The 24,949-nt window shown below is 50.4% G+C and carries 23 protein-coding genes and 7 pseudogenes; 14 read left to right on the top strand and 16 right to left on the bottom strand.

Annotated features, from left to right (window positions below):
* Positions 1 to 1,275, top strand: coding sequence for a hypothetical protein (locus tag ACZ41M_RS03330; protein ID WP_464730328.1), 1,275 nt, complete (start codon positions 1 to 3; stop codon positions 1,273 to 1,275).
* Here the strand turns inward: ACZ41M_RS03330 and ACZ41M_RS03325 are convergent.
* Positions 1,261 to 2,082: pseudogene (locus ACZ41M_RS03325) on the bottom strand (IS3 family transposase); the annotation flags it as partial. The gene ACZ41M_RS03330 and the pseudogene ACZ41M_RS03325 overlap by 15 nt on opposite strands.
* A 68-nt stretch (positions 2,083 to 2,150) precedes the next feature.
* Here ACZ41M_RS03325 and ACZ41M_RS03320 point away from each other — a divergent pair.
* A pseudogene (locus ACZ41M_RS03320) lies at positions 2,151 to 3,262 on the top strand (IS3 family transposase).
* Positions 3,263 to 3,351: 89 nt separating this feature from the next.
* On the opposite strand, the pseudogene ACZ41M_RS03315 reads toward ACZ41M_RS03320, so the two are convergent.
* Positions 3,352 to 3,612, bottom strand: a pseudogene (locus ACZ41M_RS03315) (transposase); the annotation flags it as partial.
* A gap of 233 nt (positions 3,613 to 3,845) precedes the next feature.
* Between ACZ41M_RS03315 and ACZ41M_RS03310 the strand changes: the two are divergent.
* On the top strand, positions 3,846 to 4,325 hold the full coding sequence (locus ACZ41M_RS03310) for a hypothetical protein (RefSeq protein WP_464730329.1): 480 nt from the start codon (positions 3,846 to 3,848) through the stop codon (positions 4,323 to 4,325).
* A gap of 111 nt (positions 4,326 to 4,436) precedes the next feature.
* Here ACZ41M_RS03310 and ACZ41M_RS03305 read toward each other — a convergent pair whose 3' ends face one another.
* Together ACZ41M_RS03305 and ACZ41M_RS03300 are read right to left on the bottom strand one after the other, a co-directional pair.
* The gene (locus ACZ41M_RS03305) at positions 4,437 to 5,708 is read right to left on the bottom strand and encodes a Y-family DNA polymerase (RefSeq protein WP_464730330.1); all 1,272 of its coding nucleotides are present in this window, start codon (positions 5,706 to 5,708) and stop codon (positions 4,437 to 4,439) included.
* 2 nt (positions 5,709 to 5,710) lie between these two features.
* Entirely contained in the window at positions 5,711 to 6,184 is a 474-nt protein-coding gene (locus ACZ41M_RS03300; protein WP_464730331.1) for a LexA family protein, read from the bottom strand.
* 248 nt (positions 6,185 to 6,432) lie between these two features.
* On the opposite strand from ACZ41M_RS03300, the gene ACZ41M_RS03295 reads away from it, so the two are divergent.
* Both ACZ41M_RS03295 and ACZ41M_RS03290 read left to right on the top strand, forming a co-directional pair.
* The gene (locus ACZ41M_RS03295) at positions 6,433 to 7,113 is read left to right on the top strand and encodes a hypothetical protein (RefSeq protein WP_464730332.1); all 681 of its coding nucleotides are present in this window, start codon (positions 6,433 to 6,435) and stop codon (positions 7,111 to 7,113) included.
* A gap of 104 nt (positions 7,114 to 7,217) precedes the next feature.
* Positions 7,218 to 8,294 carry an IS481 family transposase gene (locus tag ACZ41M_RS03290; RefSeq protein ID WP_464729930.1) on the top strand — a complete coding sequence of 359 codons (1,077 nt, stop codon included), beginning with the start codon at positions 7,218 to 7,220 and terminating at the stop codon, positions 8,292 to 8,294.
* 10 nt (positions 8,295 to 8,304) lie between these two features.
* Here the strand turns inward: ACZ41M_RS03290 and ACZ41M_RS03285 are convergent, their stop codons facing one another.
* Both ACZ41M_RS03285 and ACZ41M_RS03280 read right to left on the bottom strand, forming a co-directional pair.
* Complete coding sequence (locus ACZ41M_RS03285) at positions 8,305 to 9,066, bottom strand: hypothetical protein (protein ID WP_464730333.1); 762 nt, start codon at positions 9,064 to 9,066, stop codon at positions 8,305 to 8,307.
* Between the two features lie 2 nt (positions 9,067 to 9,068).
* Entirely contained in the window at positions 9,069 to 10,004 is a 936-nt protein-coding gene (locus tag ACZ41M_RS03280; protein WP_464730334.1) for an AraC family transcriptional regulator, read from the bottom strand.
* A gap of 122 nt (positions 10,005 to 10,126) precedes the next feature.
* Between ACZ41M_RS03280 and msrA the strand changes: the two genes are divergently transcribed.
* From msrA to ACZ41M_RS03240, 8 genes and pseudogenes are all read left to right on the top strand, one after another.
* A complete protein-coding gene (gene msrA, locus ACZ41M_RS03275; RefSeq protein WP_464730335.1) occupies positions 10,127 to 10,615 on the top strand; it encodes a peptide-methionine (S)-S-oxide reductase MsrA in 489 nt (162 codons plus the stop codon).
* Between the two features lie 70 nt (positions 10,616 to 10,685).
* Positions 10,686 to 11,797: pseudogene (locus ACZ41M_RS03270) on the top strand (IS3 family transposase).
* A gap of 61 nt (positions 11,798 to 11,858) precedes the next feature.
* Positions 11,859 to 12,119: a glutaredoxin gene (locus tag ACZ41M_RS03265; protein WP_001076938.1), complete on the top strand. Its 261-nt coding sequence runs from the start codon at positions 11,859 to 11,861 to the stop codon at positions 12,117 to 12,119.
* Positions 12,120 to 12,150: 31 nt separating this feature from the next.
* On the top strand, positions 12,151 to 12,591 hold the full coding sequence (msrB, locus tag ACZ41M_RS03260) for a peptide-methionine (R)-S-oxide reductase MsrB (RefSeq protein WP_000483554.1): 441 nt from the start codon (positions 12,151 to 12,153) through the stop codon (positions 12,589 to 12,591).
* A gap of 21 nt (positions 12,592 to 12,612) precedes the next feature.
* Positions 12,613 to 12,858, top strand: a complete 246-nt coding sequence (locus ACZ41M_RS03255; protein WP_025467194.1) for a glutaredoxin family protein — start codon at positions 12,613 to 12,615, stop codon at positions 12,856 to 12,858.
* 50 nt (positions 12,859 to 12,908) lie between these two features.
* Entirely contained in the window at positions 12,909 to 13,217 is a 309-nt protein-coding gene (locus tag ACZ41M_RS03250) for an antibiotic biosynthesis monooxygenase family protein (protein ID WP_002122973.1), read from the top strand.
* The gene (locus ACZ41M_RS03245) at positions 13,214 to 14,488 is read left to right on the top strand and encodes an acetyl-CoA C-acetyltransferase (protein ID WP_069453486.1); all 1,275 of its coding nucleotides are present in this window, start codon (positions 13,214 to 13,216) and stop codon (positions 14,486 to 14,488) included. Before ACZ41M_RS03250 ends, ACZ41M_RS03245 begins: the two co-directional genes overlap by 4 nt.
* A gap of 24 nt (positions 14,489 to 14,512) precedes the next feature.
* Entirely contained in the window at positions 14,513 to 15,160 is a 648-nt protein-coding gene (locus ACZ41M_RS03240; RefSeq protein ID WP_223846397.1) for a peptide-methionine (S)-S-oxide reductase MsrA, read from the top strand.
* Positions 15,161 to 15,379: 219 nt separating this feature from the next.
* Here the strand turns inward: ACZ41M_RS03240 and ACZ41M_RS03235 are convergent, their stop codons facing one another.
* The 3 genes and pseudogenes from ACZ41M_RS03235 to ACZ41M_RS03225 form a co-directional block, all read right to left on the bottom strand.
* Entirely contained in the window at positions 15,380 to 16,357 is a 978-nt protein-coding gene (locus ACZ41M_RS03235) for a sensor domain-containing diguanylate cyclase (RefSeq protein WP_002119794.1), read from the bottom strand.
* 281 nt (positions 16,358 to 16,638) lie between these two features.
* Positions 16,639 to 16,851: pseudogene (locus ACZ41M_RS03230) on the bottom strand (transposase domain-containing protein); the annotation flags it as partial.
* Between the two features lie 123 nt (positions 16,852 to 16,974).
* Positions 16,975 to 17,469, bottom strand: coding sequence for a hypothetical protein (locus tag ACZ41M_RS03225; protein ID WP_464730336.1), 495 nt, complete (start codon positions 17,467 to 17,469; stop codon positions 16,975 to 16,977).
* Between ACZ41M_RS03225 and ACZ41M_RS03220 the strand changes: the two genes are divergently transcribed.
* Positions 17,434 to 17,790, top strand: coding sequence for a helix-turn-helix domain-containing protein (locus ACZ41M_RS03220; RefSeq protein ID WP_464730337.1), 357 nt, complete (start codon positions 17,434 to 17,436; stop codon positions 17,788 to 17,790). The genes ACZ41M_RS03225 and ACZ41M_RS03220 overlap by 36 nt on opposite strands.
* Before the next feature lie 6 nt (positions 17,791 to 17,796).
* Here ACZ41M_RS03220 and ACZ41M_RS03215 read toward each other — a convergent pair.
* The 7 genes and pseudogenes from ACZ41M_RS03215 to ACZ41M_RS03185 form a co-directional block, all read right to left on the bottom strand.
* Positions 17,797 to 20,592, bottom strand: a pseudogene (locus ACZ41M_RS03215) (Tn3-like element ISPa38 family transposase); the annotation flags it as partial.
* Between the two features lie 217 nt (positions 20,593 to 20,809).
* Entirely contained in the window at positions 20,810 to 21,076 is a 267-nt protein-coding gene (locus ACZ41M_RS03210) for a hypothetical protein (RefSeq protein WP_018429638.1), read from the bottom strand.
* A 170-nt stretch (positions 21,077 to 21,246) separates the two neighbouring features.
* Positions 21,247 to 21,528, bottom strand: coding sequence for a DUF427 domain-containing protein (locus ACZ41M_RS03205; RefSeq protein WP_046092728.1), 282 nt, complete (start codon positions 21,526 to 21,528; stop codon positions 21,247 to 21,249).
* A gap of 69 nt (positions 21,529 to 21,597) precedes the next feature.
* Positions 21,598 to 21,822 (bottom strand): annotated as a pseudogene (locus ACZ41M_RS03200) (glutaredoxin domain-containing protein); the annotation flags it as partial.
* Between the two features lie 100 nt (positions 21,823 to 21,922).
* Entirely contained in the window at positions 21,923 to 23,188 is a 1,266-nt protein-coding gene (locus ACZ41M_RS03195) for a thiolase family protein (protein WP_033982398.1), read from the bottom strand.
* Between the two features lie 68 nt (positions 23,189 to 23,256).
* The gene (locus tag ACZ41M_RS03190) at positions 23,257 to 24,000 is read right to left on the bottom strand and encodes a ferredoxin reductase (protein WP_044059343.1); all 744 of its coding nucleotides are present in this window, start codon (positions 23,998 to 24,000) and stop codon (positions 23,257 to 23,259) included.
* Positions 23,993 to 24,598, bottom strand: a complete 606-nt coding sequence (locus ACZ41M_RS03185) for a sulfite oxidase-like oxidoreductase (RefSeq protein WP_033982388.1) — start codon at positions 24,596 to 24,598, stop codon at positions 23,993 to 23,995. Before ACZ41M_RS03185 ends, ACZ41M_RS03190 begins: the two co-directional genes overlap by 8 nt.
* Positions 24,599 to 24,949: the final 351 nt, after the last annotated feature.

Raw genomic sequence — 24,949 nt, 5'->3', positions numbered from 1 at the left:
ATGAAACTTGCTCTCCGCCCCTATGCACGTGAGCTATATTATGGCGATACACAGCGTGTCCTGATTGATTCCTTGGAGATCAAATCCAAAGAGGATGCTCGCAAGCTTGAACCTTTTGCTAATCCAGATAACCCGGCGCAGCGTGTGGTGTTTGTCTCCCCTTCTCAGCGAGGTAAAGACCAATGGAATCGATCGCATTTTCGGGTTATCGAACGCAAGATCGAGCCCATGCCAACATTGGCCAGAGCTGATGAGATCGAACGTCGCAAATGGCTCAATGAGAGTGCTGAACACCAACTGGCAAAGGAGTTGCTTCAACACGATTTGCAAAGCAAAATCGAGCATGAAATTCCCTTGACCTGGCACTACAAAGATCCGCGTGTGAGTTCATTCCCGTTCTCCGGCGATTTGCTACGCCAGGCGGCCACGGTTGAGATAGAATATGTCGTTCATACCCCACATGGCAATGAGTATCGTTTGGATCTGGCTATTTTATCGAAGCCGGTGGGCAAACATGGCCGTCGGATTGTTTTGGCGGGAGTTGAGATTGAGAAGGCGCACAGCTTTGATTTCCGTAAGCGTATGCTGTGCCAGTCTTTGGGCTTTCCTCTGATTTCGGTGGACATAACAGAATTGAGTTTGGAGCAATTGACCCCTGCATGGGCTCAGGAAGTCCTTTCTAAAGTCAATACTCGGCTGGGTAGCGGTGAACTGGTGGATCGCCGTAGTACTTACGTGTATCTGCATGGCATGCTTTTGCCTCTGTTTGTGCAGCTGCCAGAATCCTTTTTCGTCAGTGAGAAGTATAACAAGCATCAGTTCATTTTCTTTACAGAGAGTGTCAAACTCGGCCAGCTGGTTGGCCGGTGTGAGGCGATTGGCGGTGTGCACGGCTATCATTCCAGAGCGCATGGATCAAAACAAATTATCGCGTGTAGTAAGATAGTTGGCTCCACACCATCGGCCATGGCTCAAGTTCAAAATGCTGGAAAAATTGTTGGAAACGATTGGAGCAACTACAACGCTTCGACGTTTGGTCGAATTACCCTACTTCGCCCCCAGAAATCTGATCAGGCAGATAGACTCTACCTATTGCATCTGCATTTAATTCAAGAGTTATTGAACCATGATAACCTACTAGTAGGTTATCTGTACAAAAATCGGCTTGAAAATGAAGAACCAAATAATCCTCTATGGTTTGAGAAGAAACTGAACAATGATTCATGCACAATAATGGTTTTACCTGTAACCCTCCCACTTTCAGTCACACTGTAAATTAGAGTTTTGTGGTTTGTTAACTGTATCCAAATACTCCCAAGGCGTCAAATTTCCAAGGGATTCATGAGGACGTTCTTCGTTGTACTCGCGTATCCAATCATCGGTGAGTTCGCGTACCTGACTCAAGCTCTTGAACACATACATGTTCAGAATTTCATCCCGATAGGTGCGATTAAACCGCTCAACAAACGAATTCTGGGTGGGTTTGCCGGGTTGGATGAATTCCAAATGGATGCCATGTGTCTCAGCCCAATCCGCCAATGCGGTGGAAATGAACTCGGGCCCATTGTCCATACGAATCTGCTTCGGATAGCCACGCCATGCAATGATACGCTCCAATACCCGAATCACCCGTGGTGCGGGTAGATTGAGGTCAATCTCAATGGCTAAAGCTTCGCGGTTAAAGTCATCCACCACGTTGAATGTACGAAACCTTCGGCCACATTGCAGCGAATCGCTCATAAAGTCCATCGACCAACTTTGGTTAATGATGCTGGGAACGGACAACGCTTCTGGATTGCGGCTGGGCAGACGTTTCTTGCCACGACGACGCAGGTTTAGATTCAGTTGGCAATAGAGCCGATGTACCCGTTTGTGATTCCATGTATGACCTTGCCGGCGCAGAATATGCAAAAGCTTGCCAAAGCCGTAGGCGGGATAACGCTCAACCGCAGCTTGTATCCCCGCAATCACCACTTCGTCTTTACCCGCAATGGGCTGATAACGATAACTGGAGTGACTGATACCCATTAACCGACAGGCACGGCGCACACTGCTGTCATGCTCACTGCGAGCATAGTCCACGGTAATACCCCCTAAAAAAGCCAGCACCTAAAAGTAGAACCCTTTAAACTAACCCAAAGGAGTTTTACATGAAAGTATCCAAATTCAGCGACAGCCAAATCGCCAGCATTCTAAAACAAGCCGAGTCAGGCGTACCCGTACCCGCACTGTGTCGTGAGCATGGCATCAGCAGTGCCACCTTCTACAAATGGCGCAGCAAATACGCAGGCATGGACGCAAACCTCATGAGCCGCCTCAAAGCCTTAGAAGCCGAGAACACGCGCCTGAAAAAACTCTATGCCGAATCCCAGCTGCACACCGACATCCTCAAGGAGTGCCTTGCAAAAAAGTAAGCGCGTCATCTCGTAAAGAGATGGCGCAACAACTGCACAACGATAAAAACATCAGCATCCGTGCGTCCTGCGAACTCATGAGTATCTCAGAAAAACGCTTTCGCCACATCCCAACGCGCGCGCAAGCCAACGCCATGATAGCCGCTAAACTGATCGAGTTGACCACCACCAAAGGACAAAACACATGGGGCTTTCGATTATGCTACCTGCACATCCGCAACGTCTTGGGCTGGAAATACAACCACAAACGCATCTACCGCATTTACTGCAAACTCGGGCTCAACTTGCGCCTGATTCCCAACAAACGCCTTGACCGAGAAACACCGCAACCACTCGAAGTGCCCGACGCAATGGATGTGACGTGGTCAATCGACTTCACCCACGACAACCTCGAGGATGGGCGCAGCATCCGCTCATGCAACGTCATTGACGACCACAACCGAGAAGGGTTGTTGGCAGAAATCAACTTCTCAATCCCCGCAACCACGCTGACGCGCTATCTCGACCAACTCATTGAATGGCGTGGTAAACCTCAAGCGATACGCTCGGACAACGGCCCTGAATTCATCAGCCACCACTACCAACAATGGGCGCAAAAGCACGACATTAAACTGCTCTACATCCAACCTGGAAACCCACAGCAGAACGCCTACATTGAACGCTTTAACCGAACCATGCGCTATGAATTGCTCAATCAGACATTATTTGAGTCACTCGAACACGCTCAAATCGAGGCGACACAGTGGCTGTGGTGTTACAATAACAACCGTCCTCATATGTCGCTCGGTGGATTCACTCCAGCGCAAACGCGTATGATGGCTTTAACAAACTCACGCGTCCTGCACTAAACGCAGGACTTGTGTTGATTCTACTTTTAGATGCCGCCCTTTTAGGGGGTATTACCCCACCAGTTCACGCCGAATACCTGCCGTTAGAGCTTTTTTTCGACAATGTCTTTCAGGATGCGGTTGTCCAAACACAGCTCGGCATACATCTGTTTGAGCCGGCGGTTCTCGTCTTCCAGTTCTTTTAAGCGTTTGATGTCCGAGGCTTGCATACCGCCGTACTTGCTTTTCCAGTTGTAGTAGGTGGCCTCAGATATACCGTACTCCCGACAAACTTCTTTGACTAGTCGACCTGATTCGACTTCTTTCAGGATCTTAACAATCTGCGTTTCTGTAAACCGTGATTTCTTCATCTTCATTCTCCGTTTGTTTAAATCTTACCGGAAAACTCTAGTTATCAATGTGATTGTTTTTGGGGAGGGTTACATACCCAAAAGATTAAAAAATAGAGGTGTAGATCTGTAGTATAGTAAAAATTGTTTAGGATTGTTGTATGGAAGAAACTTCGTTTTAACTCCTGCCGACATCAACATACCAAAGTCCAGATAGCCAAAATTTTGAATTTAATTTTTACTTGGAGCCGAAATTGAATATTAGTAAAGATGATGTTTATACCTTTGCAGTCTCAGCCTTAGTTCATGATAAAAAATTTGCCAGTATAGTACTTAAATTCCGTTTTAAAAGTAGCACGCTTCCGCTTCTTACCGGTTGGAATACACACCTTGTTAACAAGTTAAATATGGCGCTCGCTGAATACCATTCATATTTGAGTACAAATCAAATAAAACCCAACCCAGATGCGTTGGAAAATGTAATGTATAAGCATGCACCTGAACTTACATTAGATGAGATCGAATGGATAAAGCCCACTGACTTAGTTGTTGATTTTGATGAGTATGTCACAGAAACAAATATGTTGGAATTGCTGCTGAAGTTTAAGGATAAAGAACAATGTATTGTACTCTCTCCCGATCATATTGAATGGGTTCTTGGATATATAGGAAATACTTTAGAAGCATTTAATAATGACGGAACGATCAAATACTCCACTGGGTCTAGACATTAAAAAATTATCCACAAATTCTGTGGATAACCGTGTGGGTAATAAATAAAGTATGAATCTATACGCTTGAATCATAGAGCGGTGTGGTCAGATTGGTCATATTTTGGTCACACATCAGCTGATTTGCAATAATTGATCAAACCTCGTGGTGTACTTTGGTGTCAGTCGGTCGCGGCGCATAAGCCAAGAACTGTCCAAAAGCTCAGTTGCCAGCTGTACCTTGTTTTGCCCAAAGCGAGCATTTATGTCATCCAAGGTATTCATTAAGGCTATGCGTCGGTCATCATCCGGCGGATCAATCCAATCCAGCTGCGACTGACTCAGTTGATCTTCTATCCCTGATACGATCACCCCGCACTTTTTATATTGATATCCTGCCTTGAAAATCGAATTTAAGGCGCTTTGAGCCCTTTTGTTGAGAAGGATGGTGTCAGATGTTCCGGAGGGGATGGAAAAGCTCTCTGTGCCCGAATATTGTGGAAAATCAGGCTTAAATTTATTCGTCTCAATGAAAACCTGAAGCGTATGCGCTACACTGCCCTGCGCTCGAAGTTTCTGCGCTGCATCAGATGTATGGTGGGTGATGGCTGAAGCAAGCCCGTCAATCGAGGTTACGGGCTGGCCAAAGCTCCGGCTTCGGATAATTTGTTGCCGTTTCGGTACAACATCCTCCAGCTGTAGACATGAATAGCCTTGTAGCTCGCGTTGCGTCCGCTCAATCACCACGCCGAATTTCCGGCGTAAGGTGTGTGGATCTGCCCGAACAAAATCAAGAACCGTATTAATTCCCAGAGCATTGAGAGACTGGCTGATTTGACGGCCAATGCCCCACACTTCAGTCACAGGCTCACTTTTGAATGCACGCTCTTGAATATTCGGATCCCAGGCATTCCAATCGACAACTCCTTTGAGTTGAGAGTGCTTTTTGGCCAGATGATTACAGAACTTAGCCAAAGTTTTGGTTGGTGCGATACCGACGCATGTGGGAATGCCTGTCCATTTGCGTACACGATCACGGATGGAGTGACCTATATTGCCCAAACTGTCAATCCTATTCATATTGGCAAGATCGGCAAAGCACTCATCGATCGAATAAATCTCAATTTGTGGCACCAACGTTGCAATGGTGCGCATCATGCGTCTCGATATGTCCGCGTACAGCTCATAGTTGGAGGAACACACAACGACTTGATGTTGCTTTGTGATGTCACGAATTTTGAATAGTGGTACCCCCATTTTAATGCCCAATGCTTTTGCTTCAGCTGACCGAGCCACAACACAGCCATCATTGTTCGACAAAACAATAACAGGCCGATTCCACCAGTCGGGCCGAAATACTCGCTCGCATGAAGCGTAGAATGAGTTACCGTCAATCAATGCGTACATGGCTACCTAAAGAATTTGTGTTGGCGAATACTGAAGGTTACGACAGCGACAAAGCTGATTTCAGATTCGGAGGTTGGAATAATATTGGGGTGCGGATCTGTCGCGTTTTCAGAACGCAGCTCGATACCTGACGATGTGAATGCCAAGCGTTTGACCGTGAAAGCATTGTCAACGTTGGCAACGATAATATCGCCATGCGCGGGATCCAGTGATCGATCGCAGATCATTAAGTCTTTAGGGCCAATACCAGCATCCACCATAGAAAGTCCACCGGAGTAAGCAGCAAATGTGGCCATCGGGTTATGAACCAAATATTGATTGAAATCCAGCTCGTCGGAAATGTATGATTCTGCGGGCGAAGGAAATCCGGCTCTAACTCGATCCTGTGCAAGTGGGATTGCCAAACTTATACCCGGAGCTGAAAACTTCATCATGCCTGGTGGCAATTTGCTTCCTTTTCGGTGCAGTTCAATCATCCACTCCACGGTAGGTAAAAGCGCATTGGGTATGCGTTTCTGTGTGGTGGGTGAAGGTGGTCGCCCTGCTCCAGGTCGTTCACCACCATGGCCATACTTAGGAATATTGAAAGGTTGAGTCATCGCTTGAAAACTGGTGTATTATTCAAATTAATAATTGTACACTTTAAATCTTAAAAATTAAAATGGCTTCTTTAGACAACTATTAAACCCGATCAAATTTTGTATGACTATTATGGAGTGTATTAATGTGTTTCGCACGTACAATCAAAGCCGTTCTTGATGTGGCTGATACCCAAAATGATATCTTCGCTCGGAACTGGACAAATCATGATATTGAACAATGCCAAGAAATATTTTCGGACGACTCGGCACCCTTCAGAGCGGTGCTGAACAGCTCATTGGATAAAAAACAACATGATTCGATTGAGCATTTTCAGTACGTTACCACAGATAACTATTTGTACATTGCCACTGCTGTTACGGGTAAGAATAAGGTTGATTACAAACTACCATTGAATCAATCGGCAGTGAACTTCGTCCTCAGTTTACCAAATCTTAGATACTTGATTGAGTTGGAACTTAAAGTAACTGGAGATGACGTTAATCGGTTTAAAGATCTGTATTTGGGTAACAAGCTACTTTTTGAAAAATTCTTATCTAATAAAAAAGCTGTTTTAAGTTGTCATATTCCGATTCAAGGGCACAGAAAAACACAAAAGATTTTGGACCAATTGGATCTGTACTTTGCTCAATCTGATCCTGAAAGTGAGTTCATGATTACCATTGATGCAGTAAATACTGATGACGACAAGCTTACTGAGGCATATCTTTTCTTTTGCATCATCCTACTTGCCTTAAGTAAGAGAATGGCAAGCCAGGGATTGATGCTGTTTTGGCGTAATGCTATAGCCATACTTAAAACATAGGAATCAGAATACCCGTTAAATTGAATCAATCATGGTTCTTAGGTGTATTAGTTAAGACTTAATCTGACGTTTTGTTTATCATATAGGAAACAAAGGAGTCAGAAATGAACACTCAATCAAGTCACAAGATTATCAAAAATAAATTAGGTTTGCTCAATTTAGCCCAAACTTTGGGCAGTGTCTCAAAAGCCTGCAAGACGATGGGATTTAGTCGAGACAGTTACTATCGGTTTAGAGATTTGTATGAGCGCGGAGGTGAGGCGGCGTTACAAGAAATCAGTCGCCGTAAACCGATACTCAAGAACCGTATCGACCCGTCAATAGAAGAAGCGGTGGTCAACTTCGCCATAGACAAACCCGCGTATGGACAGCACCGAGTGAGCAATGAATTACGCAAAGTTGGCGTATTTGTTTCAGGTGGTGGCGTTCGTTCCATTTGGTTACGCCATGACTTAGAAACCTTCCAGAAGCGACTCAAAGCATTATCAGCCAAAATCGCACAAGACGGCATCATACTCACAGAAGACCAACTGTTTGCACTCGAACGTGCTCGCGAAGAGAAACAAGCGCATGGTGAAATCGAAACCGAACATCCAGGCTATTTGGGTTCGCAAGACACCTATTACGTCGGCACGATTAAAGGCGTGGGGCGGATTTATCAACAAACCTACATCGACACTTACTGCAAGCTGGCGATTGTCAAACTGTATCAACAAAAACACGCCATTACTTCGGCTGATTTGCTTAATGACCGTGTGATACCGTTCTATGAGGCGCACGACATACCGCTGTTACGCATCCTTACAGACCGAGGCAGTGAATACTGTGGCAACCGAGAAACGCATGAGTATCAGTTATATTTGGACTTAGAGGACATTGAGCACACGCGTACCAAGGTCAAGCATCCGCAAACCAATGGCATTTGTGAACGTTTCCACAAAACCATACAAAACGAATTCTACGCCACCGCATTTCGGCGTAAAATATACAACAGTTTGGAAGAGTTACAAGTCGACTTGGACGCATGGGTGCTGGATTACAACGAGCAACGAACCCACTCAGGGAAGCATTGCTTTGGTAAAACACCCATGCAAACTTTTTTAGATAGCAAACATATCGCTATCGAGAAACAACTGAATCGGACATTTCAGACAACCGAGTCAGTTTTAGCGACAGCCTAATAACTGTCTGTCAGGTCAAGTCGTGGCTACTACAGGAGAAACTTTTTTTAATTTTCTGTAACCGGTCATAAATCAGTGGCGGATAATTTGCATGATATTCACCACACTCTGGGCAATGCTCTTGTTTTAGGTACGCTTGATTGTCGAGATCTTGATAAGGAAAAACGCTGAAGAGAAGTTCGTGCTGCATAAGCGTTTTATAAAAACTCTTATGATAAGGTGCAATCTCGCTGTCTTTGATTTTGTCGAAATATAGGTCAACGCTGTTCAAAATGCTCATAATTTCTTTAACCCCGTCGAACCTTAAAATGTCGTCATCTTTGTGAATATCAACATCTAAGCTCTCTAGATCCTCAATGAAACATTTAATCGCACGTCGAGAATACAGAAGGATCATTTGCGTCTTGCCATCAACGGTCTTTTCTTGATCGTAACTAAAATTTTTGATGTTTCTTTCGACGAACATATAAAGTTCGTGAAGTTGATCTAACTCGTGCCTTAGTTGCTCCTTCGTGTTTTCTTTTTCGATTTGCTGATGAAGGATTCTATTCGCATCAATCTGGGCTTTCAGCGCTAAAAACAGAACTACTGAACCTAGTATCTGTACGAATGGGTTCGAAATACCTCCAAAAGCATCTCCTATTTCGCCATAATCCTTCAAGTAGTGAAGAGGAAGAAGAGGTAAGAATAAAGGGAGAAGAAGACAGAATACACTGCCGACGACGATGACCCAGAAAGCTATTTTGGTAACAGGAGAGTTATAGATATTCATTTTTACACCTTTTCAGAATTTTCTTTTCTGTACGCGCTAGGAGTTTTGCCAATTTTTTTCTTAAACAACTTTTGAAAGTGTTCATGTGCCGGATACCCAATGGCTTCACTCACTTCGGGAACAGACTTACCGGATTCTTTAAGCAGCTGCTTTGCTTTTTCAAGCCGACAATAGGTTAAATAATCAAGAGGTGTCATGCCTGACAGCTCCTTAAATTTGACGCTGTAGTTCGTACGCGACATCCCCGCAATCCTGGCGAGATCGTCAAGACCCCATTTTTTATCGAGACTATGATGAATAGCTTCCAAGGTTTTGCTGAGTTGCGGATTTTCGATCAGTTTGAAGAATCCAGCATTTTTATTGGATTTGTACATGTGGATTCTTAACGCTTGCACGAAGATAATTTCGGTCAGCTTTCTGACTAACGTGTTGCTTCCAGGAAGCCCTGATTTTGCTTCCTGCTCTATAATACTTAAAAGCATGGCAAGCCAAGGCGAGTGGGAGTTATCAGCACTCTTGATATGCACGACATTTGGCAGCGAATTTAAGAATGGATGATCGGGTCCGCCATTAAAACAAAAATGTCCGCAAACGACGTTGGCTTTGAGCTTGCTCTGATCACCGTATTCCAAAACTTGAGCTTCGGTGAGGTTGGCTTTAGCTCTAAATTCGACCGCAGGCTCGGCCTTGATTTTTGGTGCACTGGCCATGGTGTGCTCCATCCCTTTGAAAAAGATCAAAATATCGCCCTGCTCCGCCAATGCTTTAAGTTTAAGTTTTGGCACCTCATACCAAAACTCGCCATGAGTCACGATGAGAAATCTCGCTAGATTCTCTTCCTGCGGGAGGCTGATGCCCCAGTCTCCCGCAAATGAGGTTCTATACCAGTAGCTGCTAGTAAGCTCTACCTTATCTAAAATTTCACTGAGAACATCCATATATAGCTCCTACGTAAACTGTCCAATAGGTCATGTTATACGAACTATTGAACATATTATATCTATTTTACATGCTGTAAAGTCAGTCTAATCAGTAAGTGGATGAAAACTAAGGAGGCTTTATGAAACTAGATTATGTGATCGTTGCCGGAGGGTGTTTTTGGGGTCTCGAAGACCTCCTTAGGAGTCTGGACGGTGTGACGTCAACGAAGGTGGGCTACACTGGCGGAGATTTTGATGATCCTACCTACGCCGATATTATAACAGGGAAAACGGGGCACGCCGAAGCGGTTCGCGTGGAATACGACCAAGACGAAATATCTCTCGAAGAGATTCTACATTACTTTTTCAAAATCCATGATCCGACTACGAAGAATCGCCAAGGAAATGATGTTGGCACTTCGTATCGCTCGGCAGCGTTCTATCGTGACGATGCACAGAAAGCGATTATCGAAAACGTGATTGATGAGGTCAATGAGATCGGTCGCTTCGAGAATCCCGTGGTCACGACGGTAGCCTTGGAAAAAGAGTTTTATGACGCTGAGGAGTATCACCAAAACTATTTGAAGAAGAATCCCCACGGGTACACGTGCCATTTTGAGAGAGATTAAACGGTAATACCCCCTAAAAAAGCCAGCACCTAAAAGTAGAACCCTTTAAACTAACCCAAAGGAGTTTTACATGAAAGTATCCAAATTCAGCGACAGCCAAATCGCCAGCATTCTAAAACAAGCCGAGTCAGGCGTACCCGTACCCGCACTGTGTCGTGAGCATGGCATCAGCAGTGCCACCTTCTACAAATGGCGCAGCAAATACGCAGGCATGGACGCAAACCTCATGAGCCGCCTCAAAGCCTTAGAAGCCGAGAACACGCGCCTGAAAAAACTCTATGCCGAATCCCAGCTGCACACCGACATCCTCAAGGAGTGCCTTGCAAAAAAGTAAGCGCGTCATCTCGTAAAGAGATGGCGCAACAACTGCACAACGATAAAAACATCAGCATCCGTGCGTCCTGCGAACTCATGAGTATCTCAGAAAAACGCTTTCGCCACATCCCAACGCGCGCGCAAGCCAACGCCATGATAGCCGCTAAACTGATCGAGTTGACCACCACCAAAGGACAAAACACATGGGGCTTTCGATTATGCTACCTGCACATCCGCAACGTCTTGGGCTGGAAATACAACCACAAACGCATCTACCGCATTTACTGCAAACTCGGGCTCAACTTGCGCCTGATTCCCAACAAACGCCTTGACCGAGAAACACCGCAACCACTCGAAGTGCCCGACGCAATGGATGTGACGTGGTCAATCGACTTCACCCACGACAACCTCGAGGATGGGCGCAGCATCCGCTCATGCAACGTCATTGACGACCACAACCGAGAAGGGTTGTTGGCAGAAATCAACTTCTCAATCCCCGCAACCACGCTGACGCGCTATCTCGACCAACTCATTGAATGGCGTGGTAAACCTCAAGCGATACGCTCGGACAACGGCCCTGAATTCATCAGCCACCACTACCAACAATGGGCGCAAAAGCACGACATTAAACTGCTCTACATCCAACCTGGAAACCCACAGCAGAACGCCTACATTGAACGCTTTAACCGAACCATGCGCTATGAATTGCTCAATCAGACATTATTTGAGTCACTCGAACACGCTCAAATCGAGGCGACACAGTGGCTGTGGTGTTACAATAACAACCGTCCTCATATGTCGCTCGGTGGATTCACTCCAGCGCAAACGCGTATGATGGCTTTAACAAACTCACGCGTCCTGCACTAAACGCAGGACTTGTGTTGATTCTACTTTTAGATGCCGCCCTTTTAGGGGGTATTACCAAACCATGAATCAAACGAAAGAGGAAAAAATGAAAGAACTTAAGAACGTTGTCATCTACACAAAAGACCATTGTCCGTTTAGTAAACGCGTGAAGGAGTACTTAACTTCTGAAAAAGTTGATTTTAAACAAATTCGCGTGGATGACGATCCCAAGACTTATGATGAGTTGAAGAAAAAAACCAACCTTCAAACTGTTCCGCAAGTTTTTGTGGATGGAAAATTCATTGGTAGCGCGACTGACTTCTTCGCGTGGATTGATAGCTAAAGAACAAACCCAAAAATAAAGGAGCAAATTTATGTTCAACTGGGAAAGCATTAACAACTATCTCGATAACGGCACTCCCGCTCCTCCTAGAAAAGTAGAAAAGAGCGAGGAAGAGTGGAAAAAAATTCTGACGCCCGCTCAATTTAATGTCATGCGGAAGAAAGGCACCGAGCGCCCTCACACTGGGGAACTCTGTTCATTTTATGAGGCAGGACGGTATGCCTGCGCGGGCTGCGACACTGAACTGTTTGATTCGAACGTTAAGTTTGATTCGGGAACAGGTTGGCCGAGTTTTTCTGAGCCCGTCGCCGACAACGTAATTCAATATGAACTGGACACGACTTACGGACGAAGAATCGAAGTGCTATGCAATGTGTGCGAAGCCCACTTAGGGCACGTTTTTCCAGATGGTCCTGAGCCCTCTGGGGCTCGATTCTGCATCAACTCGGAGTCGTTGAAGTTTGTAGAGTAATTTTAGAAAATGGAGGGGGTCGTGGGGATTAAGCTGTTCGGTCATAAGGACTGCCACAAAACCAAGATTTACCAGTCGTACTTGAAAGAAAAAGGAATCGAGTTTGATTTTTTAGATGTTCACGAAGACGACGCGGCAGCTGATGAACTGCGATCCCTTTATACTACTGGAAAGTTAAATTTCCCGACAATACTGGTTGGGACAAAGAAGCTGAGAAACCCCAAGTTCAAGGATCTCGACAAGTGGTTGGAAGCTTCGATGAAATAACGAGATCTTTTTTTTGAGGATTGTAATTAGCTTAGTAAGGAGTCAGATCAATGATTATAGCAGTTTTCCGCAGTCGTGTTGCCAAGGAGCACGGTGGGGAGTTTGAAAGAAGATACGCCGAGATGTCCGCGCTTGTCGAAGCCATTCCTGGTTACGGAAGCCATGAGCGGTTTTCTTCTCCTAACGGTGAAGATGTTCTAATTGTCGAGTTCCTTACCAGAGAAGCTTTCGATGCTTGGGATAAGCATCCCGAACACAAAAAAGCCAAGATGCTTGGCAAAGACTACATTTTTGAATCGTACGACGTGAAGGTCGGAGAAGTTTTTGAACGGCACACAAAGCCGGAGGTGAAATTATGAAAACGAGAACTACTTATGTCGTAGGTGGCGTCCGTATTCCATTTATGAAATCAATGACTGCCTATCGAGATGTCACCACGCCAGAGCTTATGACCGCTAGCCTGAAAAGTTTAGTCGAAAGATATAACTTAAAGGGCAAAGTCGTGGGTGACGTGGCTCTGGGTGCACTCATGCAAAGTTCGGCCAACTGGAACTTTGCGCGTGAAGTTGTTCAGGCTTCTGGCTTACATCCGAATACGCCAGCATATAACGTGCAGCGGGCTTGCGGTACCAGTTTAGAAACTACGATTCAGATCGCACACAAAATATCCAGCTACCAAATCGAGAGCGGTATTGCGGGCGGCGTGGATAGCAATAGCGACTTGCCAATTATGGTGACTCGTTCGTTCTCGCAGAAGCTCGTTGCATTGAATTCGGCCAGAACACTCGGCGAGAAACTAAGAATCTTTTTGAGCTTTAGGCCGAGCGATTTAAAACCCGTGCCACCCGCCGTCGTTGAACCGCGAACAGGGAAGTCAATGGGTGAACATTGTGAGTTGATGGTCAAAGAATGGAAAATTTCCCGGCAAGAGCAAGACGAGCTGGCTCTGGCAAGCCATCTGAACGCCGCGAAAGCGTACAAAGACGGCTTTTATGCCGATCTCGTTTTTCCATTTTTAGGAAAAAGTACGGATGGAATCATGCGTGGCGATACGACTTTAGAGAAGTTGGCAAAGCTAAAGCCAGCATTTGATCGATCCGAAAAAGGAACTCTGACGGCAGGCAACTCGAGTTCACTCACGGATGGCTCGTCCACCGTTCTTTTGGCTTCCGAAGAAGAGGCTAAAAAGAATAATTGGCCGCTGTTGGCCAAGATTGTGGATTCTCATACTTCTGCCGTGGATTACGTCGCTGGCGAAGGTTTGCTCATGGCTCCAACTGTGGCGGTCAGTGAATTATTGAAGCGAAACGGCTTAAAGCTTCAGGATTTTGATTTTTACGAAATTCACGAGGCGTTCGCTGGACAAGTGCTCTGCACGATGAAGGCGTGGGAGTCTGCTGAATACTGCAAAACACGTTTGGGACGATCAGAGCCTCTCGGAAAAATTGACCGCTCGAAGCTAAATGTCCGTGGAAGTAGCATTGCCCTTGGGCATCCGTTTGCGGCTACTGGCGCTAAGATCGTCGGAGTTTTAGCAAAGATACTGCACTCAGCTGGTCCTGGAAAACGTGGCCTTATCGTCGTTTGCACGGCGGGAGGAATGGGAGTGGCTACAATTCTTGAAAGTTAGGAGAAAAATATGTCGGATCTAAAAATGAATAAAGAAGACGGTGTTGAAAGCTATGAATTTGCAACCCCTGAAGCAATCGAAGAAGCATTGAAAATCGGGAAGCTTAGTCAAACGGTTTTCGGCATGGGTTGCTTTTGGGGACCGGATTCTAATTTTGGAGGGACGCAGGGAGTAGTGCAAACACGTGTTGGCTACGCTGGAGCATCAACTCTGGATCCGAGTTACCGCAACATCAACGGACACGCCGAAGTCGTCAGAGTGATCTACGATAAAGACCAAATCAGCTACAGGGAACTTCTTGGAAGTTTTGAATCATGGTCTGTTCATGGTAGAAAGCAGGGCCAGTATCGCCAGATACTTTTTGTTTTTGATCTGGAGCAAAAACAAGTAGCTGAAGAACTGATTCAAGCGATTGGAAAGGAGAAATCTCCCGAGGTGATTGAGGCCGGAGAACAAAATGGTTATTTTTGGCCCGCCGAAGATTACCATCAAAAGCATCGTCTTCGCAGAAACAAACAGCTTGTAAGTCTTGCAGAAGTAGATTTCGGTCCTCGCTGGGATGAACATCTGTATTTTACTAAATTAAATAGTACCGATAGAAAAGGCTTCAGTCTCTCAAGCTGGCTAAAAAAGTTGTCTCCGGAAATGCAGAAAGCTTACCGAATCGGTTAATCTGAAATTGCAGCTGGCTAAAGAACTCTATTTTCTATATGTAAAGAATGTGACGATCTCCTTCACATGGAGTCCAAGAGAGCATAAAAAATCTGTGTAAGTCGCATTACCCATGTATTTGAAAGGAATAAATAATGCCAATATCAGACCAGCTTATCGACCGAAGCAAGACCTCAGTTTTTATGAGGTCTTGAGATCAGCGCAGCATGAACAGATCTCTTACAGTGTGGCGAACACACTGGTTTGATTGCGGCCTTGGGTTTTAGCTTTGTATAACATCTGATCGGCGACTTCGAGCAACTGCTTTTTGTCGTCAAATAAATCAGCGCTGGCCAAACCTATGCTGACCGTTAATTGTCGTAATAACCACTCATGGTTAGCCACTACCAGCCTTAACTTTTCCAGTGTTTTATTTGCGGACGCTGTGTCTGTGCCTGGCAGGATCAGCACAAACTCTTCACCACCATAACGGGCGAAAAAGTCATAGTTCCTGCTATGGCGCTGAAACAGAGCCGCGACTTGACTCAGTGCCTCATCTCCTGCGGCATGACCATAGCTGTCGTTAAAACTCTTAAAGTGATCAATATCAATCAATGCCAGTACAAAAGATTGTCCTGTTCTTTGCCAGCGAGCAAATTCAGCTTCAAACTTGAGGTCAAAAGCTCTTCTGTTGTTCACCCCTGTCAGCGCATCCGTCATGCTGGTATTATGTAATTGTTCGCCGACTTTTTTCAGCTCCAGTATGGCGATCACTTGTCTGGACAGAGCCTGCAAAGAGCTTATCTGCCGCTGGTTCAGCTGCTTAGGAACATGATCATAGACACAAATAGTACCAATCACTGCACCTTCGGGATCAATCAGCGGCGAGCCAGCATAAAATCGGTAGCCAGGTCCTGAAATCACCATAGCATTGGTACTGAATCTGTGATCTAAAGTAGCGTCAGGGACCACCATTACCGCATCAGGTGTTTCCATTGCATACACGCAAAAGGACTCTTTAATTAATACAGAGGTACGCGAAATACCAACTTTTGCAATTAGATTCAGCTTTGTGTCATCGGTTCGCGTCACCATAGCCACTGGTGCATCACAGATATAACACGCCAGTTCAGTGATATCCCGCAGGTTCTGATCTGCTTCAGCAGGTGCTTTTAGTGTGGTTTCTGCACTAGCTGTTTGAGCTAAACTAAAGGTCATGTACTTCTCCGTTTTTCTACTGCATTTTTCAAAGATCCTGCATAGAAAAATGAATTAAATCGTTGATTTAACTCTAGCATAGATCTGTCAGACTTGAAGTTATCTCTGTAGCAATGGTATTGTTTTGTACAATATTCGCCTGCTTGATTTGAGTTTTAGCTGTATTTATAAACTTTTGGCTTTTCCGGTCGCAGGCTCTATAATTTGCTCGTTTAAATCCAACTCTTCGTCTAACGTCATCTATTTAGTGTGCATGCGGCCTCCGGAGCATTTTCCGTGGCTTATTTTACCGAAGCATCGGGATTGCTAAATAGAGCTGAACGCTGTAATGCGCTTTCGAACTGAGCTTTCCGTAACTTCGGCATTAGTTCATGTACCTTGCTTACTGGATGTTGGTTGACGCGCAGCAGCACGTCCGTCAGATAATCGTAAACGTTAATAGCAGTGTTGACCTTGCTTTGAATGACGCCAACATGCTTAGCACCAAGCTCCGTTCAGCAGAATCACAGCCAGTTTTTCAGTTATCCCAAGTGTCACTCTCAGATTAAAGGCCGCCATACCGGATGTAGTGCCAACAAGAAAACTAAAACACAACTTCGCTGATCATCGCTGAGTGTTTATAAATCGTCTCCCATCACCGGTATCGATAAGCAGATAAGCCTGGTTATGCCATTAGCAGTTCTTGAAGCATTCCTGCTTTCAATGTCGTCAACGTGATCACGATTTGAGTTGAGATAACGACTCTGTTGCTGAAGACTCTCAGTTAATTGCCACTCACCAGATTCAAGAACAGCACCCGCTAACTCGGCACATACTGTTGCAAAACCATAAAGCGCTTGATTATCGCGGGTAAAACGCAGCGGCATCGTCTGGCCTTTTACAAGAAGGGACCATTCCAAAACTCTGTACTTACCTTTTAATCGGTTACTGACAAAAATAGTTATACTTGTACCGCTGGCTGTTAACGCGCATGTAAAACTGCACCAGGAAATCAGGGTATGGGCACTTAAAAGTGCACCACCCTGATTATTGCTAAACTCTCCGTTTTTTGCGGAGCTGTCCTGGGAATGATTAACATGGAAACCATTATTAAGGCGCGCCGTCTTCATCATCAAGGCTTGTCTGTTCGCCAAATTGCCAAGCAACTCAATATCAATCGCAGAACCGTTGCCAAATACATCGAACTTAAGACACTGCAACCACAGCAGCGCTATCAACGCAGTAAGCAGCACCATCCTGCCTTAGGTGCATTTCTCGACCAGCTTAACCAGCAGTTGCAGCAGCAACTCCCATTACCCATTAATCAACGCCGTTCTGCTCAGCAACATTACGAGCACCTGCAATCTATTGGTTTTACTGGTTCATACAGTGCCGTTAGACGCTTTGTTGCCGCTTTTTATAAACAAGGGGTCGTCTCAGAAAACGGAAAATAAAGCACGCTAAGCCGGTTGCAGCGGCCGTAGCGGCCTGAACTTGCCCGCGCCGATCTTGGCGCTGCTGCGCCAGAGGTAATCGCCCGTCAGGTTGATGTGCTCCCAGCCGAGCGGCGAGAGGTACTGCAACAGGGCGTCATCGACAGTCTGGCCGTGACCACGCAAGGCGTTTGAGGCCCGTTCCAGATAGACTGTGTTCCACAGCACGATGGCGGCCGTCACCAGGTTGAGGCCGCTGGCCCGGTAGCGCTGCTGCTCGAAGCTGCGGTCGCGGATTTCGCCCAGCCGGTTGAAGAAGACGGCCCTGGCCAGCGCGTTGCGCGCCTCGCCCTTATTCAGCCCGGCATGCACGCGGCGGCGCAGTTCGACGCTTTGCAGCCAGTCCAGAATGAACAGCGTACGTTCGATGCGGCCCAGCTCGCGCAGGGCGACCGCCAAGCCGTTCTGGCGAGGGTAGCTGCCCAATTTCCTGAGCATCAGCGAGGCCGTCACCGTGCCCTGCTTGATCGAGGTGGCCAGCCGCAGGATTTCGTCCCAATGGGCGCGGACGTGCTTGATGTTGAGCGTGCCACCGATCATCGGCTTGAGCGCGTCATAGGCGGCTTCGCCCTTCGGGATGTAGAGCTTGGTGTCCCCCAGGTCGCGGATGCGCGGCGCGAAGCGGAAGCCCAAGAGGTGCATCAGCGCGAAGACGTGATCGGTGAAGCCCGCCGTGTCGGTGTAGTGCTCCTCGATCCGCAGGTCGGATTCGTGGTACAGCAACCCGTCGAGCACGTAGGTCGAATCGCGCACGCCGACGTTCACGACCTTGGTGTGGAATGGCGCGTACTGGTCGGAGATGTGGGTGTAGAACGTCCGCCCTGGGCTGCTGCCGTATTTCGGGTTGATGTGGCCGGTGCTTTCGGCCTTGCTGCCGGTGCGGAAGTTCTGGCCGTCCGACGATGAGGTGGTGCCGTCACCCCAATGCTCGGCGAAGGGGTGGCGGAACTGCGCGTTGACCAGCTCGGCCAGTGCCGTCGAGTAGGTTTCGTCGCGGACATGCCAGGCTTGCAGCCAAGCGAGCTTGGCGTAGGTCGTGCCGGGGCAGGACTCCGCCATCTTGGTCAGGCCCAGGTTGATCGCGTCGGCGAGGATCGTGGTCAGCAACAGGTTTTTGTCCTTGGCCAGGTCGCCTGACTTCAGGTGGGCGAAGTGCCGGGTGAAGCCCGTCCATTCGTCTACCTCCAGCAGCAATTCGGTGATCTTGACGTGCGGTAGGATCATCGCCGTCTGGTCGATCAGGGCCTGTGCGGTATCGGGCACCGCCGCATCGAGCGGCGTGATCTTCAGGCCCGACTCCGTGATGATGGCGTCCGGCAGCTCGTTGGCCAGCGCCATGCGGTTGACGGTGGCGAGCTGCGTTTCCAGCAGCGTCAGCCGGTCATGCAGGTACTGGTCGCAATCGGTGGCCACGGCCAGCGGCAATTCGCTGGCCTGCTTGAGGCTGGCGAATTTCGCGGGCGGCACCAGGTAGTCCTCGAAGTCCTTGAACTGGCGCGACCCCTGCACCCAGATGTCGCCGGAACGCAACGCGTTCTTCATCTCCGACAGCGCGCACAGTTCGTAGTAGCGCCGGTCGATGCCGGTGTCGGTCATGACCAGCTTCTGCCAGCGCGGCTTGATGAACTCGGTCGGCGCGTCGGCGGGCACCTTGCGGGCGTTGTCGCTGTTCATGCCGCGCAGCACCTCGATGGCGTCGAGCACGTCCTTCGCGGCGGGAGCGGCCCGCAGCTTGAGCACGGCAAGGAATTCCGGCGCGTAGCGGCGCAGCGTGGCGTAGCTTTCGCCGATGCGGTGCAGGAAATCGAAGTCCTCGGGCTGCGCAAGCTTCTGCGCTTCGGTGACGCTCTCGGCGAAGGCATCCCAGGACATGACGGCCTCGATGGCGGCGAACGGATCGCGGCCCGCCTGCTTGGCCTCGATCAGCGCCTGGCCGATGCGGCCGAACAGCCGCACCTTGGCGTTGATCGCCTTGCCGGACGCCTGGAATTGCTGCTGATGCTTGTTCTTGGCGGCATTGAACAGCTTGCCCAGGATGCGGTCATGCAGGTCGATGATTTCGTCGGTGACGGTGGCCATGCCCTCGATGGCGAGCGCCACCAGGGTCGCGTAACGCCGCTGCGGCTCGAACTTCGCCAGGTCGGCGGGCGTCATCTGGCCGCCCTCGCGGGCGATCTTGAGCAGCCGGTTCTGGTGAACCAGCCGCTCGATGCCGGAGGGCAGGTCGAGCGCCTGCCACGCCTTGAGGCGTTCGATGTGTTCCAGCATGTGCCGCGAGTTCGGTTTGACCGGCGATTGGCGCAGCCAGGCCAGCCACGTCGTCTTGCCGTTGTCGCGGCGCTTGAGCAGATCGTCGAGGCGACGGCGATGCACGTCCGTCAGCGGCTCAGCCAAGGCGTCGTAGAGACGCCGGTTGGCGCGGGTAATCGCTTCGGCGCTCGCCCGCTCGACGGCGTTGAGGGCGGGCACAATGACCGACTGCCGCCGCAGGTGCTCGATCAAGGCTCTGGCCAGCACGATGCCCTTGTCGGTTTGCATGGCCAGCTCGGTCAGCAACTGGACAGCCTGCCGGTAGTGGCCAATCGTGAACGGCTGGAAGCCGAACACCGTTTGCAGCTCGACCAGGTGCTCGCGTCGGGTCTGCTCACGCTGCCCGTACTCGTCCCAGCTTTCGATGCCGACCTTGAGCTGGTTGGCGACCAGTCTCAGCAATGGCGGGAACGGTGGCTCATCAGCGCCAAGGATGACGCCGGGAAAGCGCAGGGGCATTGTTGTTCGTCATCGCTTAGACTTTCTCAATCTGGCTACACGGGATCCAGCACCGATTCCCCCACGGATGGCGATGTATAGAAGATGAATTCATTGCCAGACGAAGTCCAATGGCCGGTGGCTATAGTTTTGATACCTTTGAGCGACATGCGCAGTCTTGGGGGGCCGGGCGTCGCAGGCGGACCGGTCGGCCGGGACCTCCACCTGCCCGTCAGGGGGCCGGTCGGAAATCCAGCACGAACGCGACGACCTTTTCGGCGGACATCTCGCACGGCTTCAGCAATGTTCTATCTGATGTAACGCGATAGAGGTTGAAGCTGACAATGTCGGTCCCGGCCAACTCCCTGGCGAACAGGCTGTTGCGACGTCCGTCACCGGATCGCCGGACAGTCACGCCGAAACGCCGGCCTTCGTAGGCGCCTTCGCTGTATCCCTCGGGAAGCTGCGCGAAGGCGGCATCGAACTCGGCATGCTCCATCTCAATCCAGTCGTCTTGATTCGACAGAAGCCCAAGGGTCCGAGGCCCTCGGCGCCAGTCCGCGGAGAAGGTCCGGGGCGGAGCCCTGTAGCCGACGCGGCCTGGGATGGGCGGAAAAGCCGTCCCGCGGGCGCTTGCACATGGCGCTGAGGCCGCCACCTGTCCGCCTGCTACGCAACCTCCACGCCTTTCCAGAAGGCGATATGATCCCGGATGCCCTCGGCGCCTGGCGTCGGATCTGGATAGGTCCAGGCTGCGTTCACGTTGAGCGCGTCTCCCACACGCACATGGAAGTAGCGCGCGGTGCCCTTGATCGGGCAGACGGACGTGTGCGGGCTCATCTCAAGCAGGCCAAAATCGACTGCCGACGGTGGGAAGTAGTGGTTTCCCTCGACGACGACCGTCTCGTTGCTTGTGGCGATGGTGGCGTCATTCCAGATAGCTGAGACCAACGGACTCTCCTTTCGTATTCATCAACCGGCACGGGGCTTGCGGGCTGTCTGCCCCAAGGCCGCACCCCCTCAGATGGCGGGCGGCGTGCGCCCCAGGAGTTTGTCGAGTTCGCCTCTGACATCGAGCTCGAAAAGCTCGTCGGAGCCACCGACATGCGTGCCGTTGATGAAGATCTGCGGCACGGTGTTTCGACCCGACGCTTCCGTCATGGCCTGCCGGTGAACCGGATCCGCCTCGATATCGAGTTCCTTCCATTGCACGCCCTTCTCCTCGAGGAGCATCTTCGCCCGGCGGCAGAACGGGCATCAGTTCGTGATGTACAGCAGCACATCAGTTGTCATATCGCGTCTCCGACAGTTGGAAGCGGATCGCTGTCATGGCGTTGATCTACCGTCAGCCGCGTTCGAGGAGGGCGACTGTGCCTTGACCGCCGTCGGCGCAGATGCTGACGATTGCGCGCGATCCGGGCGGCATGGCCCAAAGTTCCTTTACCGCCTGGCTGAGGTCGCGCGCGCCTGTAGCGCCGAACGGATGACCCAGGGCGACCGAGCCTCCATTGGGATTGACGCGGTCCCAGTCAAAATCGCCCATAGCCGCCTGGACACCGGCTGTCGCGCGCACCCACTCCCGATCGGTGATGGCCGCGACGTTCGCCAGGACCTGGGCTGCAAAGGCTTCGTGGATTTCCCAGAGTGCGATGTCGGAGAAGCTGAGTTGATGCCGCGCGAGCAGGCGCGGAATGCCATAGGAGGGCGCCATCAGCAGGCCCTCGGTGTGGAGATCGACGGCAGAGATCTCGTAGTCGACGAGCCGCGCGTAGGGGGTGCCCGCCGGGAGTCTCGCCACACCGGCTTCGGTAGCGACCCAACACCCGGCGGCTCCATCCGTAATCGGTGAGCTGTTGCCGGCGGTCAGGGTTCCCCTCCCGCTGTCGCGATCGAAGGCGGGCTTGAGTGCGGCCAGCCGTTCGGGCGACGTATCGGCGCGCGGGTTCGCATCGCGCGCCAGCTCAGGCAGCGAAATCACGAGATCGTCGAAGAAGCCACGTTCCCAACCAGCGACTGCCCGCTGGTGGCTCTTGAGCGCCCAATCATCCTGCGCGACGCGCGAGACCCGCCAAGCCTTGGCGGTCTCCTCCATATGATCACCCATCGTCCTTCCGGTGATCCGGTTTGCCCAGCCCTTTGTGGGGAGCACGTAGTCTCGTGGAGTCAGAGACTGGAGGGCGGCAAGCGCGGCGGTCGCATCCTGCGCAAAGAGGTCGGTGAGCCGCTTCGATGCATCGGCCGTCAGGGCGATTGACGGCCGGCTCATGACTTCGGACCCGCCGACCATGGTGAGGTCGGTTCCTCCGCCCAGCATCCCTGCCGCAGCGAAGGTCGCCGTCATGCTGGTCGAGCATGCCAGGACGACGGAGAACGCCGGAACAGTCGGATTGAGCTTGGCATCAAGCCAGGTTTCGCGAGCAATATTGCTCCAGCCCAAATTCGGGATCACGGTTCCCCAGACGAGGAGATCAGGCTCCGCCTGCGCCGCCATCGCCTGCACGACAGGCACGGACAGAGAGATGGCATCGTAGGCAGCCAACGCGCCTCCGCCGCGGCCGAAAGGCGTCCGAAGGCCAGCGGCAATGAAGACGGGTTCGGCAAAGCGGCTCATGATGATCTCCAAAATTAATCCGTGGGCTGCACGTCCACGATCGGCGGGACGCGAAGTAGCTTGCGCCGCTAGCCGCCGTAGCGCTCGGTTTTGACAATGGAGGGGTCCAGGCCGGCCAGCAGCGCGCCCTCGGTCGCGATGTTGACGAAACCGTTGGACCCGCAAACGAATACTTGTGTGGGCTTTCGGTGAAGCCGGGCCAGAACTTCTTGGACCATCACGCCGTCGATCCGTCGCGCAAAGTCCGATGCGCGGATCGGGTTCTCGCGCGTAATTGCCAGCGCCAAGGCGAATGCCGGATCGCTGCATTCGATGGAATGAAGCTCTTTTGAGAAGAGAACGTCTTCAGCGGTTCGTGCGGACAGGAGCAGCGCTGTCGGCACGACCTGGGCTAGTGCGCGGCGCTGCCGGATCATCGCCATCAACGGCACGAGGCCGGAGCCTGCCCCGATCAACAGCACTGGGTCTATGGCAGGTTCAGGCCATAGGAAATGGCCGCCGAGCGGACCACGAAGCTCGATTTCGTCTCCGATCGCCGCGACATCGTGGAAGAACGGCGAAACTTCGCCATCCGGCAGGCGCTCGATAGCGAGCTCGACCGTCGGGAACGAGATTGCCGAAGACGCAATCGAGTAACTCCGCATCGCACTGTAGCCACCGGGCGCGGTCAGCCGGACATCGACGTGCTGCCCTGCGATGTGCGCGAACGGTTTGCTCAACCGAAGGAAGAAGCTCTTGATACTCGGGGTTTGCTGGACGATTTCGTCGATCACGCATGACTGCCACGCGATTTGCGCGCCGTTTTCAGTCATTGGTGTATCGCTGCTCGCGCCACGGATCGCCATAGATGTGATAGCCGCGCAGCTCCCAGAAGCCCGCCTCGTCACGCGTTGTGAATTGCAGCGCGTTCACCCATTTGGCGGACTTCCAGAAGTAAAGGTGCGGAACCAGAAGACGCGCCGGCCCTCCATGATCGCGGGGAAGCGGCTTGCCCGCATAGTTGAGGGCGACCATCGCTTTCCCGGAGAGCAGATCCGCCAGCGGGACGTTTGTCGAGTAATTATCGTAGCAGTGCGCCAAGACGAAATCGGTGGGCCGATCGAGCCCTGCATCTGCAAGGATGTCTTCGATGAGTACGCCCTCCCAGGCGGTATCCAGCTTGGACCAGGACGTGACGCAGTGAATGTCTCGGGTCATCTTGGTCTTCGGTAGGGCGTTGAACTCGCTCCAGTTCCACACTTTGACGGGCTTCGGACCGATCTTGACGGTGAATTTCCAATCGGAGGGCTCCACGCTCGGCGTTGGCCCGGCCGTCAGAACAGGGAAATTCTCCACGAGATGCTGACCCGGCGGTATCCGATCGGACTGGTCGCCGCCTGGACCGCGGCCTGTGAAACCTCTGGTGACCATAGCGAAACCCCCTTGCTTGTCACGACAGACCAGAACCTGATTCAGTTCAGAATTCTGTAAAAGATCTTTGCGCGCACAACCGCCGAACGAGCCAATTCACTGAAAATCAGAATACCGGATTCTCTATTAGCGTAGAGAAAAGTGTTGGACCATTTTGAGTCGTGGTTATGCGTGAAGACTATAGCGTCAGTCCAGTATGATTTCCCAATACCCTGTAGCTATAGTTTCGATAGCTTCGAATCGGCATTGCAGGCGTATCCCCGTCAGCGGATTTCGAGCGGACGCCGTCGCTTGCCAACGTTGGTGTGAGACCGGCGGGCGAGATCGCCCCTGCCAACGCGACCGCTGAGA

The sequence above is a fragment of the Puribacter membranae genome (assembly GCF_055380425.1).
Note: the sequence above shows the minus strand (reverse complement) of the source record. Positions and strands in the feature narration are given on the sequence as shown.

Bases quoted from the DNA above. Each gene is read 5' to 3' on its own strand.
- ACZ41M_RS03330 (WP_464730328.1), top strand. From the start codon at position 1: ATGAAACTTGCTCTCCGCCCCTATGCACGTGAGCTATATTATGGCGAT.
- ACZ41M_RS03305 (WP_464730330.1), bottom strand. From the start codon at position 5,708: ATGTACGCATTGATTGACGGTAACTCATTCTACGCTTCATGCGAGCGA.
- ACZ41M_RS03300 (WP_464730331.1), bottom strand. From the start codon at position 6,184: ATGATTGAACTGCACCGAAAAGGAAGCAAATTGCCACCAGGCATGATG.
- ACZ41M_RS03295 (WP_464730332.1), top strand. From the start codon at position 6,433: ATGTGTTTCGCACGTACAATCAAAGCCGTTCTTGATGTGGCTGATACC.
- ACZ41M_RS03290 (WP_464729930.1), top strand. From the start codon at position 7,218: ATGAACACTCAATCAAGTCACAAGATTATCAAAAATAAATTAGGTTTG.
- ACZ41M_RS03285 (WP_464730333.1), bottom strand. From the start codon at position 9,066: ATGAATATCTATAACTCTCCTGTTACCAAAATAGCTTTCTGGGTCATC.
- ACZ41M_RS03280 (WP_464730334.1), bottom strand. From the start codon at position 10,004: ATGGATGTTCTCAGTGAAATTTTAGATAAGGTAGAGCTTACTAGCAGC.
- msrA (WP_464730335.1), top strand. From the start codon at position 10,127: ATGAAACTAGATTATGTGATCGTTGCCGGAGGGTGTTTTTGGGGTCTC.
- ACZ41M_RS03265 (WP_001076938.1), top strand. From the start codon at position 11,859: ATGAATCAAACGAAAGAGGAAAAAATGAAAGAACTTAAGAACGTTGTC.
- msrB (WP_000483554.1), top strand. From the start codon at position 12,151: ATGTTCAACTGGGAAAGCATTAACAACTATCTCGATAACGGCACTCCC.
- ACZ41M_RS03250 (WP_002122973.1), top strand. From the start codon at position 12,909: ATGATTATAGCAGTTTTCCGCAGTCGTGTTGCCAAGGAGCACGGTGGG.
- ACZ41M_RS03245 (WP_069453486.1), top strand. From the start codon at position 13,214: ATGAAAACGAGAACTACTTATGTCGTAGGTGGCGTCCGTATTCCATTT.
- ACZ41M_RS03240 (WP_223846397.1), top strand. From the start codon at position 14,513: ATGAATAAAGAAGACGGTGTTGAAAGCTATGAATTTGCAACCCCTGAA.
- ACZ41M_RS03235 (WP_002119794.1), bottom strand. From the start codon at position 16,357: ATGACCTTTAGTTTAGCTCAAACAGCTAGTGCAGAAACCACACTAAAA.
- ACZ41M_RS03220 (WP_464730337.1), top strand. From the start codon at position 17,434: ATGGAAACCATTATTAAGGCGCGCCGTCTTCATCATCAAGGCTTGTCT.
- ACZ41M_RS03225 (WP_464730336.1), bottom strand. From the start codon at position 17,469: ATGATGAAGACGGCGCGCCTTAATAATGGTTTCCATGTTAATCATTCC.
- ACZ41M_RS03210 (WP_018429638.1), bottom strand. From the start codon at position 21,076: ATGGAGCATGCCGAGTTCGATGCCGCCTTCGCGCAGCTTCCCGAGGGA.
- ACZ41M_RS03195 (WP_033982398.1), bottom strand. From the start codon at position 23,188: ATGAGCCGCTTTGCCGAACCCGTCTTCATTGCCGCTGGCCTTCGGACG.
- ACZ41M_RS03190 (WP_044059343.1), bottom strand. From the start codon at position 24,000: ATGACTGAAAACGGCGCGCAAATCGCGTGGCAGTCATGCGTGATCGAC.
- ACZ41M_RS03185 (WP_033982388.1), bottom strand. From the start codon at position 24,598: ATGGTCACCAGAGGTTTCACAGGCCGCGGTCCAGGCGGCGACCAGTCC.